General features: G+C 35.8%; 13 protein-coding genes, 1 pseudogene and 2 CRISPR repeat arrays. Of the genes and pseudogenes, 9 read left to right on the top strand and 5 right to left on the bottom strand.

The window, feature by feature from the left end; translation table 11 throughout:
• Window positions 1-185 precede the first annotated feature (185 nt).
• From GAPWK_RS08795 to GAPWK_RS08765, 5 genes are all read left to right on the top strand, one after another.
• Window positions 186-521 (top strand): DUF7079 family protein, encoded by a 336-nt coding sequence (locus tag GAPWK_RS08795; RefSeq protein WP_025315862.1) that lies wholly within the window; start codon window positions 186-188, stop codon window positions 519-521.
• Window positions 522-1124: 603 nt separating this feature from the next.
• Window positions 1125-1824: direct repeats of the CRISPR family, unit length 29 nt; unit sequence ATGTTCCCTGTATGCACAGGGATAAACCG.
• A gap of 648 nt (window positions 1825-2472) precedes the next feature.
• On the top strand, window positions 2473-2685 hold the full coding sequence (gene lysC / locus GAPWK_RS15680) for an Rz1-like lysis system protein LysC (RefSeq protein ID WP_086272185.1): 213 nt from the start codon (window positions 2473-2475) through the stop codon (window positions 2683-2685).
• 109 nt (window positions 2686-2794) lie between these two features.
• Window positions 2795-3031, top strand: coding sequence for an Acb2/Tad1 domain-containing protein (locus GAPWK_RS08790; protein WP_025315861.1), 237 nt, complete (start codon window positions 2795-2797; stop codon window positions 3029-3031).
• 109 nt (window positions 3032-3140) lie between these two features.
• Window positions 3141-4343, top strand: coding sequence for a PAAR domain-containing protein (locus tag GAPWK_RS08780; protein WP_025315860.1), 1203 nt, complete (start codon window positions 3141-3143; stop codon window positions 4341-4343).
• Between the two features lie 1622 nt (window positions 4344-5965).
• A CRISPR array of direct repeats spans window positions 5966-6300; the repeat unit is 29 nt; unit sequence ATGTTCCCTGTATACACAGGGATAAACCG.
• A 96-nt stretch (window positions 6301-6396) separates the two neighbouring features.
• The gene (locus tag GAPWK_RS08765) at window positions 6397-6891 is read left to right on the top strand and encodes a hypothetical protein (RefSeq protein WP_025315857.1); all 495 of its coding nucleotides are present in this window, start codon (window positions 6397-6399) and stop codon (window positions 6889-6891) included.
• 257 nt (window positions 6892-7148) lie between these two features.
• Here GAPWK_RS08765 and allD read toward each other — a convergent pair whose 3' ends face one another.
• The 5 genes and pseudogenes from allD to allC all read right to left on the bottom strand — a co-directional run bounded on the left by allD (window position 7149) and on the right by allC (window position 12628).
• Window positions 7149-8198, bottom strand: coding sequence for an ureidoglycolate dehydrogenase (gene allD / locus GAPWK_RS08760; RefSeq protein ID WP_025315856.1), 1050 nt, complete (start codon window positions 8196-8198; stop codon window positions 7149-7151).
• Between the two features lie 31 nt (window positions 8199-8229).
• Window positions 8230-9154, bottom strand: a pseudogene (locus tag GAPWK_RS08755) (carbamate kinase).
• 41 nt (window positions 9155-9195) lie between these two features.
• Window positions 9196-9975 (bottom strand): (S)-ureidoglycine aminohydrolase, encoded by a 780-nt coding sequence (allE, locus tag GAPWK_RS08750; protein ID WP_025315855.1) that lies wholly within the window; start codon window positions 9973-9975, stop codon window positions 9196-9198.
• Window positions 9976-10132: 157 nt separating this feature from the next.
• The gene (locus GAPWK_RS08745) at window positions 10133-11389 is read right to left on the bottom strand and encodes an MFS transporter (protein WP_025315854.1); all 1257 of its coding nucleotides are present in this window, start codon (window positions 11387-11389) and stop codon (window positions 10133-10135) included.
• 12 nt (window positions 11390-11401) lie between these two features.
• Window positions 11402-12628: an allantoate deiminase gene (gene allC / locus GAPWK_RS08740; protein ID WP_025315853.1), complete on the bottom strand. Its 1227-nt coding sequence runs from the start codon at window positions 12626-12628 to the stop codon at window positions 11402-11404.
• A 411-nt stretch (window positions 12629-13039) separates the two neighbouring features.
• Between allC and fdrA the strand changes: the two genes are divergently transcribed.
• The 4 genes from fdrA to allS are packed head-to-tail and all read left to right on the top strand — an operon-like array spanning window position 13040 to window position 17864.
• The gene (gene fdrA, locus GAPWK_RS08735; RefSeq protein ID WP_025315852.1) at window positions 13040-14707 is read left to right on the top strand and encodes an acyl-CoA synthetase FdrA; all 1668 of its coding nucleotides are present in this window, start codon (window positions 13040-13042) and stop codon (window positions 14705-14707) included.
• 13 nt (window positions 14708-14720) lie between these two features.
• Window positions 14721-15977 carry a YlbE family protein gene (locus tag GAPWK_RS08730; RefSeq protein ID WP_025315851.1) on the top strand — a complete coding sequence of 419 codons (1257 nt, stop codon included), beginning with the start codon at window positions 14721-14723 and terminating at the stop codon, window positions 15975-15977.
• A 3-nt stretch (window positions 15978-15980) separates the two neighbouring features.
• Entirely contained in the window at window positions 15981-16937 is a 957-nt protein-coding gene (locus tag GAPWK_RS08725) for a DUF2877 domain-containing protein (protein WP_025315850.1), read from the top strand.
• Between the two features lie 3 nt (window positions 16938-16940).
• Window positions 16941-17864: an HTH-type transcriptional activator AllS gene (gene allS / locus GAPWK_RS08720; protein ID WP_025315849.1), complete on the top strand. Its 924-nt coding sequence runs from the start codon at window positions 16941-16943 to the stop codon at window positions 17862-17864.
• Window positions 17865-17881: the final 17 nt, after the last annotated feature.

Below are 17881 nucleotides of genomic sequence, written 5' to 3'. Positions count from 1 at the left end.
ACATATAGATAAGACATCTCTATTTGTTTGATTAAAACAATAAAGATTATCAGTATATACATTAATTTATCATTTATAATAATACACGTTTTTGTTCCCTGTATGCACAGGGTTAAATCTTGAAGGATAGATTATTGGTCCTGCTGTAGCAGATAGCCTTGATAATGAAATAGAGGATTTACTAAGTGGAACATACGTTAAATGAAGAAGATCTTTATGTAACACTTTCAGATCTTTTTGCAGCAAGTAATATTGATTATGAAAACATTGCCTCAGTAGCAAGACAATTCTCCATAAAGCACATTGAGTCTGTTTTATTTAATTATATTGCACCTATTTGTCACTATAATGTTATCACTTCTTATTGTATGGCTTTTGATTCAACTTCTATAATTAATGCGGTTAATAACATCAAAAAAAATGAAAATCGTTTTATTAATAGAATCAAAATTCGTATTTTGGCTGTCTATTTTAAGTTTAAATTTAAGGATGAATGGCAAAAATTAAAAAGCTTATTATGATTATCACCGTTTTAAAATCTTATTTGAATAAAATTTTTTGTATCCTCTTCCTTATGTATTAGGATTAAAATTTTGTCAAAAAGTTTCAGATTAACTATACGTTTCAGTATAAAAATCAATGAATAATTCAAATTAACTTTATGTTTATAAAGAAAACATAATATTTGGTTAATATAAGCATTTGTTTTAATATCGAGTAAGAGATTCGAAATAACAGAGTTTACTTAATAGCTTTCACTTAAAAAATATATTGGAGTATTTAAAGATCGTTGAGATGATATTAACTAAAAACGAGTATATGAATCATAGATTATGAAAATTTGGTAACTAAGATATACAAACAAACCACTTTAAAAATAGTGTAATTTTGATAACAACAAAGCACTAAAAACATCTCAATAAAACTTATTATTTTTTAACTGAATGAAAAATATAAGCTTATCGGTAGAATTCCGTAGAATCTAATTTTAATTTCCATCAATTTTAATTACTTTAATAAAATCATAATGTTATAAATACTAATTTTGATAAAAAATAACCTAAAAAATCGGTAGAAATTTAGCAGTCAATATTTTAATTATAAAACAGTATGTTATAATTGGTATGTTCCCTGTATGCACAGGGATAAACCGCCGCCCAAAATAGGTCATATAACCCATCCACAATGTTCCCTGTATGCACAGGGATAAACCGCCGATCTCGCTGAAACCCATACATTTAAATGTATGTTCCCTGTATGCACAGGGATAAACCGTAGGCATTAATAGCTCAGAGCTTATATAGGAGATGTTCCCTGTATGCACAGGGATAAACCGCTTTTTCTTTCGATGGCTATGTAGGCGTTTCAATGTTCCCTGTATGCACAGGGATAAACCGCACTACCAAAGTTAATATTTACTGGTCAACAGATGTTCCCTGTATGCACAGGGATAAACCGAAACGGCAGTGATAATTAATGAATTAACAGTAATGTTCCCTGTATGCACAGGGATAAACCATTTACTGGAACAAAAATTAGACCTATCCGAACATGTTCCCTGTATGCACAGGGATAAACCGAATTGTAGCGGATAAGAAGTATTTTTACATAAATGTTCCCTGTATGCACAGGGATAAACCGACGAGTTAGATGCATTGTTAAATGAGGAAAACATGTTCCCTGTATGCACAGGGATAAACCGTGTTTGACATATAAATAGTTCTCCTAATCGGTATGTTCCCTGTATGCACAGGGATAAACCGTTCAATGAGTTAGATAGGTTAGGAGAATGGAAATGTTCCCTGTATACACAGGGATAAACCGCTTATTTAGCAACATAATCAATGGGTCCATATTGGTTTTAGTCTGAATAACAACCGTTAAATCGTGTTAACAGCAATCAAACAGGGCGGTAAAACTGTTTACGTGAATGGGTTGATTTAAATAACTGTCCACAAAAAGGATAATACTATGTTTAAACGGCTTGGAATAATCAACAGAAAATCATAGTGAGATAGTGTTAATGTCTCATGGTAATGAGACAATTTTGTTAGTTGTAGAGACGTATTTATTTGAAGAGATAATTGCATCATGGGTCATAGCAACATTAATTACCATATCTATTTTTTGTTTATACGCAAAATATGTTAGTCCTGAAATTTGGAATTATATAGTCGCGTTTTTATTTGGATGATGTATGAATAAATCAAAAATATTAGGTGCCGCATTAATTGTCGTTATTTTTGTTCTAATTATTTATTTCGGTTACAACAATTATCAGGAAAAAATAGACTCAAAAACGATAAATTAGAATTAACCAATAAAATCGAACATCTACAGCAAACAATCGCCAGAAATAATCAAATCATCGCAGATAACGAGCAATCAAAACGCGAATTAGAAAATCAATCAACCGAACGGCAGGAGCAAATCAATGGGCAACTCAAAGATGACAATTGTGCTAATCAGTTCGTGCCTATTGCTGTGTCTAACAGCCTGTACAACCGAGCGAAAAATTTACTTCAATCAACCGCGATACCTACAAATCTATTAAATGACTGCACGCCTCGTTTACCTCCTAAATCAATGACGTTCGGTGATAGCGTCAGATACAACGAACACCTATTAAATGTTATTGAAATGTGTAATAGGGATAAAAGAGCGATTAGATTAATTAATCAATAATTATTCATTTCTGCCGCATAAACTATAAAAAATCCCGAGCGGTTATAAAAAATAACTACATATTTAATCAAAATTATTAATATGATGATACTAAATAAGAGGTAACTCAATGAAATCACTAACATACGGACAAAAATTAGTAGATATAAATTTTAACCCGGCTGAGTTAGAGTCGGTTGGTATTTGTAAAAAAAATATTGCTACCGCCATCGACCAGTTGAATGATTTGCGAAAAAAAACAGAATCGCCTGAGACAAAGCGGCTATGCTCTATTGCTATTACAGAATTGCAAGGCGCGCAAATGTGGTCAATAAAAGCGCTTACTTGGTCAGATACCAATTTATAGATAAATATTAATTTACACTATTTAACACAAAAAATCAGATTAATTTAGCTAATTTGTATAAACTATATACATATTCACAGTGGCTATAACGATAATGTGAGGGTGTAATATGACCAAGCAAGTAGCTGTTTTGGGTGATGCAACCAATTATGGCGGTAGGATTATCACAGCGTCAGGAAACGGTTATTGTGGTATGGATGGTGTTGCTCTATTAGGTGATTTGGTTTCCTGTCCTAAATGTAGAAGCACAGGCAGAATTATAGAGGGAGCAGACAACTTTATTATCGATGGCAAACCCGTTGCCTATGATGGCTGTATTGTTGCGTGTAAATGCACGCCAGTCGGAGGGCATAGAATCATCGCCTTAAACAGCACTATATTTGTCGGAGTTAGTAGTGGCTCTGTCCAATCTAATTCGTTTGCTGGTAATCAAAAACAATTGAGTTCCGCAAATGATGACGAAAACAATTTAATTAGAATTGATGCACGCCGTCTCTTACAATGTGCTGATGAATTATGTGAAAAGCATCTATATCATGATGATATTAAACAGGCGTTCAAGCAAGACATCAAGTCGTTTGCTAATAATATAGTTGAACAAGTAGACAGTGGCGCAATGACGTATGAGCAAGGCGCGGAAAAAATCAAGGAAGAAGAAGATAGCCTTTTGAGCCAATCATTAATTTGGGCTGAACGAGGATTAGCAATTTTGGGCGGTTTAGCTATGATTTCAACTGGTGCGGCTATGTGCACAACGGGTGTAGGTTGTGTTATTGGTTCATACATTGGTCTGCATGGTGTAAATAGCATACAGGAGGGCTTGACGGGTGGCGATGGTTTTTTAAAATCCACCTATCAGGCTGCAGCTAGGGAATTAGGTATGTCCGAGTCAGTAGGAACGCTGGTTTATGATTTGGTTGATATAGGATTATCTGTACACGGTAAACTCGAACTAGTGCCTAAAATAAACGAATTAGGGATGCCTGTCAAAAAATTGTGGCATTATGGGCGTCAGGATTTGGTTCGGCATTATACGCAAATGAAAAAATGGGCGTTAGTAGGTGAGACGTTCATTGATGTGATTTCATTAATTAGCATTTTTGATGACGTTAAAAGTGTATTCTTTCATAATAATGATACTGACGAATCAGAATTAGTTATCCCTGAGTCTGAAACAATTACGAATGTAGGTGAGTTAGTTCATAGTTGTAACTTTGTTAGCGTTCGTGAGAGCAACGACGGCGTTAGAGAGTATTTCCTCTGTACGACTCCTGACGGTGAGCAATATACAATTGATAGCGAAGGGGAATAATGTTTATTATTTTTATTTATTATTTTTTATCTATAGCCACTTTGTGCGCCTGTTATTATTTCCGCCGTTCTCGTTTCACGGAAAAAGATTATAAATATAACAAACTGTTAAGATGGACTCGACGCATTCTGATAATTTGGATATATTTTTTTGGAGGAATACAGGGCAGTATTTGTTTTAGGAAAAATTATTTCCGTGACGTAGATAATGATTTTATTCTTGGGTCAGCATTATTTTTTTTATTTGCATATATAGTTGCAGTATGTTGGGTAGAAGATATCACATATCCGTTCAATAACAAGAAAAAATAGTAAAGATAGCGGAGCGGAATAATAATGTTTATCATTTTTATTTATTATTTGTTATCTATAGCTACTTTGTGTGCTTGCTATTATTTCCGACGTTCTCGTTTCACGGAAAAGGATTATAAATATAACAAGCCGTTAAGATGGAAGCGAAGACTTCTGATAATCTGGTCATACTTGCTTGGAACAATACATGGTTGTATTTGTTTTAGAGAGTCTATTTTTAGTGACGTAGACAATTATTTTATTAGGGTATCTGCCGCTGTTTTTTTGATTGTCTATATATTTGCTATAGGTTGGGTAGAAGATATTATATATCCTTTCAATAAAAAGAAAAAATAGTAAAGATAGCGAAGCGGATTAATAATGTTTATTATTTTTATTTATTATTTTTTATCTATAGCCACTTTGTGTGTTTGCTATTATTTTCGTCGCGCTCGTTTTACAGAAAAGGATTATAAATATAACAAACCGTTAAGATGGACTCGACTTATTCTGATAATTTGGATGTATTTGCTAGGAACAATACACTGTAGTATTTGTTTTAGGAAAAATTATTTCCATGACGTTATTCTGGCTTTACGCGTTGTCCACTTTATTTTTGTGCACAGCTATTTACCCATATTGTTTCGGTGATTTTGATAAAAAAGTTAAAAACAAAATTGCTAACACATTGGGAAATATATCAACTAGAAATAAATGTCTTAATGTTATCAATATTTCATCATTGGTACTGATAGCGTTTAATGGTTGGATCGTGACTACAATTGTATTTATTGTAACATTCATGTTTTCTCGTTTTCTTATTTATTGTGCTAAAGATAAGTTAAATTATTAGGTCCTCTAAAAGATAGAATGTAAAGCTATAGATTGTTGCACTCACGCATACTCATCAACTGGTTATTGCTATCGGCATTTGTATTTAGTTAAAGCGAATCGAATTGTAAGTAAAGCTGGGTCAATAATGTTCCCTGTGCACATAGGCATAAACCGCGTTACAAATGAACCCGTAAAACTAACCGAATGTTTTCCCTGTATATACAGGAATAAACCAGCGATGCGTCAATTTACATAGCATTTTTTTGCTATTCAAAATATCATAATTCTAAATTTTATTGTTTACCATCTTTTTAATTATATGAAAAATATAAACTTATCGGTGGAATTCCGTAGAATCTAATTTTAATTTTCATCAATTTTAATTACTTGAATAAAAACATAGTGTTATAGATGATGATTTTAATAAAAAAGAGCCTAAAAAATCGGTAGAAATTTGGAAGTCAATATTTTAATTATAAAACAGTATGTTATAATTGGTATGTTCCCTGTATACACAGGGATAAACCGGACTTGCCCAATTTATGCCAGCAACGGCGGATATGTTCCCTGTATACACAGGGATAAACCGAAACACATTGAGCATATAGCGCATCTAATGGTATGTTCCCTGTATACACAGGGATAAACCGGCAAACCCGAGGCAACGGGCATAACATTTAAAATGTTCCCTGTATACACAGGGATAAACCGCATATGAACATACTGCGGTTTTGGAAAGTAGCATGTTCCCTGTATGCACAGGGATAAACCGAATGTACGCCAGCCCAGCCGATACTGTTAACTATGTTCCCTGTACACACAGGGATTAATCACAAATCCATCACAAATCCATCACAAACAGCCCTCGTGGCGGTTTTTATTGCCCTTAATCTTTAAATAACATACCATTACCTAAAAAAGGAGATGGTATGAAAAGAATTGCATTACTAGGATTGGTTTGTTTTACGTTGTTTGGTTGTGGTGATGATGGTGGCGGTAAAGTTACTAATGAGTTTTTGGTTGGTAAGTGGGAGTGTAAATTGGACGGTTACAGTTCGAAAATGAAAAATGGAAAATTTACTGATTATGTTAGCGATGGGTTTAATATAATAAGGAAGGAAGAATTCAAAATAGAAAATAATAAACTGTATAGTATAAGTAAAACTGAAATGGATGGACTTAGTTTTTGGGAATCGAATGATTGGGATGAAAGTGATATAACTATTACTCATACGGGGCAAACAGTAGAGAAAAAGGAAAATAATCTAATAGAAAAATCAACCAATTCTCTAATTAAAAAATCACATGATACTTATTTAATGATTGAGGAATATATTAAAACTCCAAATGAACAATATGATTCAGAAGATGATATTGAGGCATTACGAATAAAAACAGAAGCTTTTTGCACAAGAATAAAATAATTTTTATTAAATTAATTTAAACCTCTGAATTCAATATCGAGAGGGCAAGGAATAAAATACCAGAGATGGAAATAACACCAGTTGGGCTTTTGAGTCTCTCGACACCTATATGTTCCCTGTACACACAGGGATAAACCGTCTATTTTTGACGGCAAAATTGATAACGAAAACATGTTCGCTGTACACACAGGGATTATTGATTAAGAAAATCATAAAAAGTCAATCTTGCTATCTACTGTCTACGTAGAGGAGTTTTTTTATTCTGCAAACTTATTTTTGTGATCATATCGATTGTAATGGATAGCATCGCTTATTAAGTAGTTGTAAATTTCATCTACAATTTCGATTCCATTTTTTAAGTAATTTGCTTCACGTTTTTTACCGCGTTCACCAGGAAAAAATACCTCAGTAATTCCTTTAGCAGGTTTAACCTGTTTTAGTTGATCTAGCATGGCTGACATGTTCTTTTTGAAAGTTTCAAGACCGATAAAATAATCGGGATTGATAACAATATGCAAATGCCCAAGATCTCGTCCTTTGGATAAATCGGCATACATTGATGAGACGTTTTTACCAAATGGTACACCTAATAAAATGCCAGACAATATATCCACCATCATCATTAATCCAAACCCTTTTGCATCTGCTATAGGTAATAGAGCATTGACCTGGTGCGGATCAGTTGTTGGTTCCCCTTGTTTGTCAACCGCCCAAGTCGGTGGAATAGGGACACCTTTGGATTTGGCATACAGTATTTTACCCCACGCTTGTACTGTGGTAGCCATGTCGAACGAAACAATGCGATTATCTTCTGTTGGAGCCGCAAAGGCGATGGGGTTTGTACCAAAAAATTCTTCTGCACCGCCATAAGGTACCGCCATCGGATCGGATTGGCACATTGATATTGCAATAAGGTTTTGTTCAGCGGCCATTTCGGTAAAATAACAAAGAGAACCACTGTGTGACATACGACGAATACCTACCACTGCAATACCATTTTTTTTCGCCATTGCAATTGCTTTATCCATGCCCATTTTAGCGGCTACTAAACCGCATCCATTGTCAAAATCTAATATGCCACTGGCAGGCCCCGTCTCTTGGTAAGTGATGTTAGGGTTGTGAGTCATTCCACCTTTGGCAATGCGTTCAGCATAATATTCAACTCGCACAGCGCCATGCGAATGGATTCCGCGAGCATCAGCGAAAGCTAGGGCATCGGCAGCAATATCTGCGTGTTCGCTTGTTAAACCAGCCTTATGTAATTTTTTGGCGATTAAACGGTGTAAGGTTTGTCTATCAACTCTCATATTAAAACTCCTATCTTTTCCATATATCTATTCACTCATTACTTTGTCCGCTTGATGGGCTGACAATGGTACCTTTTGTGGTATCTAATAACGCCTCAATATCACTCAATGTACCGATATAAGCTCTGTTACCCGTCTTTTCGACAAATTCGATTACCGATTTTACTTTTGGCCCCATTGCACCATCGTCAAGCGCTAGCGGTTTTAGTCGTTCAGGGGTGACATGGCGTAATGCTGTTTGTTCAGGAGTCCCCCCAGTTTTCATATACGGCATCGGCATCTGTTAAGATCATTAGATGATCGGCTTTAAGCTGTGTTGCAAGTTTTGCGGCTGAAAGATCTTTGTCGATAACTGCTTCTATCCCTTTGTATCCTTTAGCATCTTTAATTACTGGTATACCACCACCACCGTTACATATCACAATGGCATCATCGGTCAGCAGTTGTTGTATGGTGTCAATTTCGAGTATTGTTTTTGGTTTTGGTGATGGAACAACTCGGCGAATATATTGACCATCTCTTTTAAATGTCCAACCATATTGTGCTTGTAATTGTTGCTGTTGATCGGGTTGATAGACTGGTCCGATATATTTAGTTGGATGACTAAACGAGGGATCATGCTCATCCACTTCGACTTGTGTCAACACCGTCACAACTTTATTAATATTGTTGTGTTGTTGTAAACTGCGCCCAATCATATAACCTAACATGCCTTGGGTTTGGGCAACTAAAATATCTAGAGGATAGGCAGGTACTTGAAAATAAGCTTGATTTTGCAAAGCCAATAATCCTACTTGTGGTCCATTGCCATGTACGATAACTAAGCGGTATTTACCCGCAAGTTTAGCAATGATTTTTGTAGTTGTATCAATATTTTCATATTGATTATCTACTGTTAAATGTTGATCGCGTCTGGCAATGGCATTGCCACCTAACGCAATGACAATAAGTTCCATTTTGTTTCCTCGATAATGTTTTTTTGCAACAGGTTCTGTGTTTATAATTCAATATCTCGATGGCAATCTTTAGAATAGATATAACTCAATGGTTCTTTACCAACTGAATAACAAGCTTGAAGAGCATAAGCACCCATAAAAATATAATCATCTTTTTTTACTGGTATCCACTCATTGTCAAGCAAATACATGCCTTCACCACTAAGCAAATACGCGCCGTGTTCTTGGAAATGGGTTTCAATATAACCATGGCTCGCACCAGGTTTAAAAGTTAAAATATGAAAGTTCATGTCAAAACCAAGCTCTTTGGGCAGGAGGTCTTGCACAAATACGTTATCCATATCTTCATAACAGATACTATCTAACTTTTCGGCATGGTTGCTTACTACACGAGCTTGATAACCTGCGAGCGGTATATAGCGACGTTTATACAGAAATAATCGAGATAAAACAGTATTATTTTGCAAATACAATTTAATTCCTGCTGGACAATAAACATAACCACCCATTTTTAGGCTAAAGACTTTATCGTCAGCTTTCGCCGTTACTTCGCCACTGATCACATAGACAAATACTTCTATATCTTTACCACCAAAACCTTGTTGATTTTTGCCGTCTTGATACATAGTGACAAGGTAATCGACAAACGATGCTCCCAATTTTGGCGTTGATAGAATAGTGATATCACAGTTTTCAAACCCTGGAATGATATTTTTGACTAACCCATCAGGTGGTATCAATGCGTAGTTATGACGTTTGATAATGGCTCTCGATGCAAGTAAATCTTTTGGATAACCAGTATTATTATTGATATACCCCATTTTTATTCTCCTTGTAACATACTGCTGTTTTTACATAACTTTAGGGTTGTTAAATTATTTGTTTATTGTTATTTAGGTAATAGTCATCCCTACTTGTAAAAAGCAGTTATTTTTATATTGGTTTAACCGGTCATAGGCATCTGACCGGTAATGATATTTATTGGCTGTTAGCCTTTTTCGTATTGATCAGCATGAAGATCAGAGTAGCAATAATCAATATGCCTATGGCGACATAAAATCCAGTGATTTTAGTGCCAGTAAGATCGGCTAAATAACCCGTTAGCGGTGGTGCAATCACTGACGAACTCATACCAAAGAAGTTAAAGACGCCAAAGGATGTACCATAATTGGTTTTTGGTGCAGTTTCAGCAACATGTGAAATTAATATCGGTTCGACAGTCAGTTTGCCAAATAACCCATAAAAGATTAATCCTGCAAGTAAAAAAGTGATGGTTGCAGATTGTACGGTAATAAATAAGGTTCCAGCAGCAATCAGTTCTAATACGATGATAAACAATAGACGTTTACTTCTAAATTTATCGGATATTTTACTGATGATTAATGCACCCGGAATAGCCGCGAAAGCTACCAATGAGGATGCTGAGCCAATACTACCACCCGTAAAGCCGCGTTCAGTTTCTAAAAAGTTTGGTAACCAACTGACAATCATGTAGTAGCCATAACATGTTGCAAAATACATAATGTAAGAGGCAATCATTTCAATGCTAAAGAAACTATGTTTTTGGTCAGATTTAATTGGTGATGTTTGCGCTTGGTTATTCGTTGCGTCATTTTGAATGGGTTGCCTAAACTTTGGTTGTTCTTTGATAACAATAGCAAAGCCTGCAATTAAACAAAGTAACAGCGCAGCAATAATATAGAGCATATATTCCCATGGCATACCCCATGACTTAACTAAAAAGCTGGTTGCCAGTAAACTTATGCCCATCCCTAATGCTGAACCAGTATTGATAATAGCTGAAGCAAAGCCACGATGTTCAGATGGGATATTTTCGGCTGAAAGTGACCAAGCTGAACCATAATAAGAGCCACAACCTAAGCCAGCTAATAAACTACCAACATAAATCATCATAATAGAATGTGCATTACCAATGATTAAAGCTGCAATGGTAAATAATAAGAAACCAGGAATCACCACTGCTTTTTTACCAAACTTATCAACTAACATCCCTGCGGGGATTTGCATAGCGGTATAAGCAAAAAAATAGCAACTAGCAATTAAACCTAACTCGGTATTGGATTGTGGACCTATAGTTTGTTGAACTTCTGGAAAAATAGCAGTTAGAACAGGACGATAGATCCACATTACTGTCCAACCAAGACATAATAATACTACGATTTTGTGCCAGTATTGGATACCACCTGTTTTGGCTGTTGTATTAACAGTTGTCATGTCAGCTCCTTATTACTCTTGGTAAGCTAATTTATAAAGGGCATAGGTTAACGCTCTTATACCTTCGACTAAATCCTCTGTTTTGGTATCTTCTGCGGTATTGTGGCTAATACCTTTGATACTTGGTACAAACAGCATAGCGGTAGGTACTCGTGGCGCAAAAATTTGCGAATCATGACCTGCACCGCTGTGCATTACACGGTAGCTGAGCTTTTCTTCTTTGCAAATGTCTTCTAACATATGAATTAGTTTGTCATTCATTGGAATGGGATCTTCATCCATCCAGCGATTGATTTCAATTTCAAGCCCTAGCTCTTTGGCAATACGCACAATATCGGCTTCGATTTCTTCAGTAAATCCAATTAATTCGGATTTATTGGTATGGCGACAATCCATGGTAAATAGCACTTCACCTGGTACAACGTTAACCACGTTGGGTTTTGGTTCAACATGACCAAAAGTAAGCACGAGTGGATCACCTATTTTTAGTGCTTTATTAATGGATTCATGACATATACGACTAAAGGCATACACCGCATCTTTACGGTATCCCATTGGAGTCGTGCCTGCATGGTTGGCTTCTCCAATCAGTCTGATGTTATAACGGCGCTGACCGACAATACTGGTCACAACTCCAATGCTTTTTTGTTCTTTTTCAAGTACGCCGCCTTGCTCTATATGAATTTCTAGAAAAGCTTTGATATCGCTGCGTGCAGGTTGAGTACTGAATTGAAATCCGCAGGCTTGCATGGCATCAACAAATCTGACGCCTTCCACATCAGTGATATTTTCAACATCTTTTTTGTTTGCAATCGCAAAAACATTTTTACTGCCCCAAAATACATATGGAAAACGGCTGCCTTCCTCTTCTGCCATTGAAATAATCTCTAAAGTACGAAGAGGTTGGCCATAGTTTTCTTTTAGGTATTGCATGGCAAGTAAGGCGGCAATAATACCGAGTTGCCCATCTAACTTTCCACCATTGACAACTGTATCAACATGCGAACCTGACATAATGATCTGATCTTTATATTTACTACCTTCAAAGCGACCATATAAATTGCCAACATCATCAAAATAACATTGCATACCGATATTGGTCATGCGTTCTTTCAATGCATTTTGTGCTGCTAGCCATTGAGGCGTATAAAGTAAACGCGTTGTTCCACCTTGTTCTAGTCCCCCAAAACTCGATATCCATTCCACTGCGTTTGCCACATCATCATATAAGATTTTCATAAGCATCTACCTGTTTTTAATCATTCTATTATTAAGAATTATTTTGGTTATGTTTGCTAAGTAACATACTATTAATAACAAATATTAATGTGATCAAACACTCTTTTTTAGGTTTATAAAATTTAATTAAATTAATCAGTTATTATTATAAAAAAATTTTTAATAATCTGTTATGTGCATGATTTATATAAAATTTTTTTGTGGTAATAAATTAATGTTTTGTGACATCTAACCTATTTATTTGCAGTTTTTTTCGTAAGATATAAACAGCGTACGATTTTAGATTTGATAGATAAAGGTATAAAGATTTATCGGCGTATAGCAAATACCATTTGTAATAGATATCTATCATTTTAGATTTATTGAATATTTAAAAATAAATAATTACTAAATAATTGAGAGGCAATTCTCATGATTCAATCTTTCATAAAAAAAGGCAGCTTTCAAGATTCAGTCAGTTTAATGTTAATTTCAAAAAAACTGAGTGATCTCGACGAAGTTGATGAAGTTTCTGTCATGATGGGAACTCCTGCCAATAAATCCTTGCTTACGGCAACGGGTTTTTGGAGTGATAGGTTTAACGATGCTACACCAAATGATATTTGTGTTGCTATCAAAGCGCATAACGATTCAATTAATGTTGTGGATTTAATCAGTACACAGCTTGAAGATGCTTTAAAAAATATTGCCCAGCAACAACAAGGTGGCAATAAATTACTTAAAGCAAGGCGTTATGCTAGTGCGACCCAAAAATTACCTGATGCTAATTTAGTTCTGATATCGATTGCTGGTGAATACGCAGCAGAACTTGCCGAACAAGCCATAGATGATAATAAAAATGTCATGATATTTTCAGATAATGTGTCTGTGAGTGATGAAATCCGTCTAAAAAACAAAGCTTCAAGTAAAGATTTGATTGTAATGGGACCTGATTGTGGTACGGCCATTATTGCTGGTGCTCCATTAGCTTTTGCCAATGTAATTCCCAAGGGTAATATTGGTGTAATTGGTGCCTCAGGCACTGGTATTCAAGAAGTCATCTCACAAATTGCTTTATTAAACCAAGGGATTACGCAAGCTATTGGTTTGGGTGGGCGCGATTTATCACAAGAGGTAGGGGGAATAAGTGCCCTGACAGCCTTAAAGATGCTCGCCGCAGATGAGCAAAGTCAAGTTATTACTTTTATTTCAAAACCTCCTGCTGAAAGTGTGCGCGAAAAAATTATTTCAGCCATGAAACTGATTAACAAGCCAATTGTGGCACTGTTTTTAGGCTCAACTATCAACAAAATACAAGATGAGAATATCTATTTTGCCAAAACATTGGATGAAGCGGCACGCTTAGCTTGTTTGCTAGCCAAAGTAGAAATAGCCATCCACTCATTACCAAAAGTAACCAAGCAAACGATTTCAGGACTTTATACCGGTGGGACTTTGGCTTCAGAAGCCGCGATGTTACTTGCTCAGGAATTGCATTTATCAGTCAATAAAAATCATGATAAAGGCATAATGCTTGAGGAAAATGGTCACAAAATTATTGATCTTGGTGATGATTTTTATACTGTTGGGCGTCCACATCCAATGATCGACCCTTCAATTCGTAAACAAGAAATTAGTAAGTTAGGAGTACAAAAATCAGTTGGCGTAGTATTACTCGATTTGGTTATTGGTTATGGTGCAAATCCTAATCCTGCCGAATCAATTATTGCCGGTTATAAAGCAGCCTGCGCACAGCGCTCAAGTGATAATCCATTAATCGCTATCGTAACAGTTACGGGGTCACAGCAAGATCCACAATGTCGTAGCCAGCAAATTGATGTTTTAACTGAGAATAACATTGTGGTAATGGATAACTTGCCAGAAGCAATATTATTAGCTAAAAAATTAATTACGCCAACAAAATTAACGGGTTTACTTAAAACATATCCATTACTTAATCATATAAGTGTAATTAATGCTGGACTGCGTAGTTTCTCAGAAGATCTTCAATCATCCAATGTACCTGTTGTGCATTATCAATGGGCTCCAATAGCTGGTGGAAATCAAAAATTAGCGGCTATTTTAAAAAAATTAAATTAAGAGGTTTTGACATATGAATAGGGCAATTAATGAAGCAAACCAAGCCATTATTGAGCGAATTAGATCCGCTAGACCACATTGGATTGGGGTAGTTGCTGGAAAAGATGCTGTACCGGCTTTAGCACAAGGTTATAAATTATTACACGCGGGCCCTCCAATTACTTGGCAAGATATGACAGGTCCAATGCAGGGGGCTTGCATTGGTGCATGTTTGTTTGAAAATTGGGCGAACGATGAAAAACACGCTTTAGATTTATTAGCAAATGGTAAGGTTGAGTTTATTCCATGTCACAGCGTTAATGCAGTCGGACCAATGGGGGGGATAACTTCGGCAAATATGCCAATGTTAGTCGTTGAAAACATCACTCATGGTAATCGAGCATACTGCAATTTAAACGAGGGCATTGGTAAAGTAATGCGCTTTGGTGCCTATGGTGAGGAAGTTCTTAATCGTCACCATTGGATGAAAGAGTCCTTAGGACCAGCATTAAATGATGCCCTTAAGCTATTTGAAAATGGCATTGATCTTACTGCATTAATGGCGCAAGCCATTACTATGGGAGATGAGTTTCACCAACGTAATATTGCAGCTTCGGCTTTATTGCTCAGAACATTGTCACCTAAATTAGCTCTACTTGATCGCAATAAAGCAGAAATGGCGAAAATTTTTGACTTTTTAAGTGTGACTGATCAGTTCTTTTTGAATCTAGCGATGGCGTATTGTAAATCAGTTATGGACAGTGCAGCACAAATTCAAGAAGGTACTATTGTTACTGTAATGACACGTAATGGTAAAGATTTTGGTATTAAAGTGAGTGGCTTAGGTGATGAATGGTTTACCGCGCCAGTTAATACTCCGCAAGGGCTATTTTTCACGGGCTATTCACAAAACGAAGCCAATCCAGATATTGGTGATAGCGCTATTACTGAAACCTTTGGGATTGGTGGTGCTGCCATGGTAGCTGCACCAGGAGTCACTCGATTTGTTGGTGCAGGTGGCGCGGATGTTGCATATGAAGTATCTGAAGAGATGAGTGAAATCTATCTTGACCATAATATGCTGTTACAAATTCCATCTTGGAACTTCCAAGGATGCTGTTTGGGCCTTGATATTCGACGTGTTGTTGAAACTGGCATCACGCCTTTGATTAACACTGGTATTGCCCACAAACAGGCAGGTGTGGGGCAAATTGGTGCAGGAACGGTACGTGCTCCATTAGCCTGTTTTGAAAAAGCACTTGAGGCATTAGCCAAAAAACTTAAAGTTTAATTTATGAAATGTAACTATGCAGAAAATAAATTACTAACAAAAGCGATAAGTACCTCACTTACAGCAACATCATTCGTTGCCGATGCAAATCGGCAGTGTTACCTGTCATCATTCCAAAATAGCTTACAGCAAATTAAACCATTAATCATTAGTGCTCATGCACCAAATGTAAAAAGTGAATTATCGTTATTTAGTGTGCATGAACATACCGTTAATTTAATTAACCATCAGCAACAATTGCTCACTTTACATCGTTATGGCAGTGGCTTATCACCTATGGGCTGGGTTCTTAAAACTAATGATTTTGATGCAATAAAATCTAGACTTGCTAATGGTCATTTAACCATAACACAACAGATCAATGGTGATTTATTACTGAATGATGTTCTGTTAAATTATAACACGCATATTTGCAATATGACGCTAAAGTGCAGGGCAGGCACTCAGTTAAATAAAACCGCGATCAGACAATTATTAGTACAGATAAATTATCCAACTGGTTTATTTGGCTTACTTCAAGAAAATATTATCGATAACCCAGCGCCAGAATTGGTGATTTTGTGTGATCAGTTAAATCGTTTAATGTTGGGGCAATATGCGGATATTACTCGATTTATTGGTTTAGGGCCGGGTTTAACGCCAAGTTTTGATGATATTATGGTCGGGATTTTTGCGGTATTGGTCAGTGATCATCGTTTTAAGCCGAAAATAGAACAATTAAAAACAGCAATGCTGGCTTTACCGTTAGATGCGTTGACAACAACAATTAGCGCTACTTTTTTAAAATATGCCTTACAAGGTCAATTTTCATTATCTGTTTTGAATGTCATTGAACGGCTTAATCAACATAACTATGGTCATCGGGCTTTTCATAATCTTTTAAATTATGGACACACATCGGGAGCCGATCTTTTATTAGGTATTTGGTTGGGTATTGATCGTTTTTTAATAAGGGACTGAATAATGTTAGATACAGAAACTATGCGAACCTTTACTAAAGTAGCTGAGTGTAAAAGCTTTTCCAAAGCAGCCAAATTGTTATTTAAAACACCGGCTGCCATTAGTTATCGCATTAAATCATTGGAAACCGATCTTAATACTCAATTGTTTGAACGTACAACGCGTACTGTATCGTTAACGCTTGCAGGCCAACATCTTTACGAGCATTGTAGTCAGTGGTTACTTTGGTTGACAACCATGCCTGAAGAACTGCATCAAATACGCGATGGTGTTGAACGCAAAATTAATCTGACCATTAATAACTTGCTTTATGATGTTGAGGCAGTTACAGATCTATTGAGTTATTTGCAAGAAAAATTTCCATTTACTAATTTTACATTCAATCGACAGGTATATATGGGCGTTTGGGATTCATTATTGCATGGTGAATGTCATCTTGCTATTGGCGCAACGGGAACGGAGTCATTAGATAATATGATTAATATTTTTCCATTAGGTGAAATTAATTGGGTTTTTGTCGCTGCAAAAAATCATCCTATCACTCATCTAGAAGGACCGTTATCGAACGAAACGTTACGCAAATATCCCGCAATAAATATTGAAGATACATCAATTTATATGAATAAACGCGTAGCATGGCTACTGCCAAGCCAATCTGAAATTATTGTGCCTAATATAACTACCAAATTATCGTGTCATTTAAAAGGTTTAGGAATTGGCTTTTTACCTCGTTCGGTTTGTCAAAAGTATTTAGATTCGGGTGAATTAATTGAATGCCAAGTAATTAATGAACGTAAACCTTCACCATTATCCTTAGCATGGAAAAAATCACATATGGGAAAAGTTATGTGCGAAATTATTAATTTATTTAAGTTTCACCATTCATTAGCCAGTAGTTTTTTGAAAAATATCGATATAAAAAGATAAATAATTCATCACGATTA

It is taken from the genome of Gilliamella apicola, assembly GCF_000599985.1.
GTDB classification, from domain to species: Bacteria; Pseudomonadota; Gammaproteobacteria; order Enterobacterales; family Orbaceae; genus Gilliamella; species Gilliamella apicola.
Note: the sequence above shows the minus strand (reverse complement) of the source record. Positions and strands in the feature narration are given on the sequence as shown.

Excerpts from the sequence above, each read along its gene's own strand:
- allS (WP_025315849.1), top strand. The coding sequence starts at position 16,941 with ATGTTAGATACAGAAACTATGCGAACCTTTACTAAAGTAGCTGAGTGT.
- allE (WP_025315855.1), bottom strand. The coding sequence starts at position 9,975 with ATGGGGTATATCAATAATAATACTGGTTATCCAAAAGATTTACTTGCA.
- GAPWK_RS08790 (WP_025315861.1), top strand. The coding sequence starts at position 2,795 with ATGAAATCACTAACATACGGACAAAAATTAGTAGATATAAATTTTAAC.
- allD (WP_025315856.1), bottom strand. The coding sequence starts at position 8,198 with ATGAGAGTTGATAGACAAACCTTACACCGTTTAATCGCCAAAAAATTA.
- GAPWK_RS08780 (WP_025315860.1), top strand. The coding sequence starts at position 3,141 with ATGACCAAGCAAGTAGCTGTTTTGGGTGATGCAACCAATTATGGCGGT.
- allC (WP_025315853.1), bottom strand. The coding sequence starts at position 12,628 with ATGAAAATCTTATATGATGATGTGGCAAACGCAGTGGAATGGATATCG.
- GAPWK_RS08730 (WP_025315851.1), top strand. The coding sequence starts at position 14,721 with ATGAATAGGGCAATTAATGAAGCAAACCAAGCCATTATTGAGCGAATT.
- GAPWK_RS08765 (WP_025315857.1), top strand. The coding sequence starts at position 6,397 with ATGAAAAGAATTGCATTACTAGGATTGGTTTGTTTTACGTTGTTTGGT.
- GAPWK_RS08725 (WP_025315850.1), top strand. The coding sequence starts at position 15,981 with ATGAAATGTAACTATGCAGAAAATAAATTACTAACAAAAGCGATAAGT.
- GAPWK_RS08745 (WP_025315854.1), bottom strand. The coding sequence starts at position 11,389 with ATGACAACTGTTAATACAACAGCCAAAACAGGTGGTATCCAATACTGG.
- fdrA (WP_025315852.1), top strand. The coding sequence starts at position 13,040 with ATGATTCAATCTTTCATAAAAAAAGGCAGCTTTCAAGATTCAGTCAGT.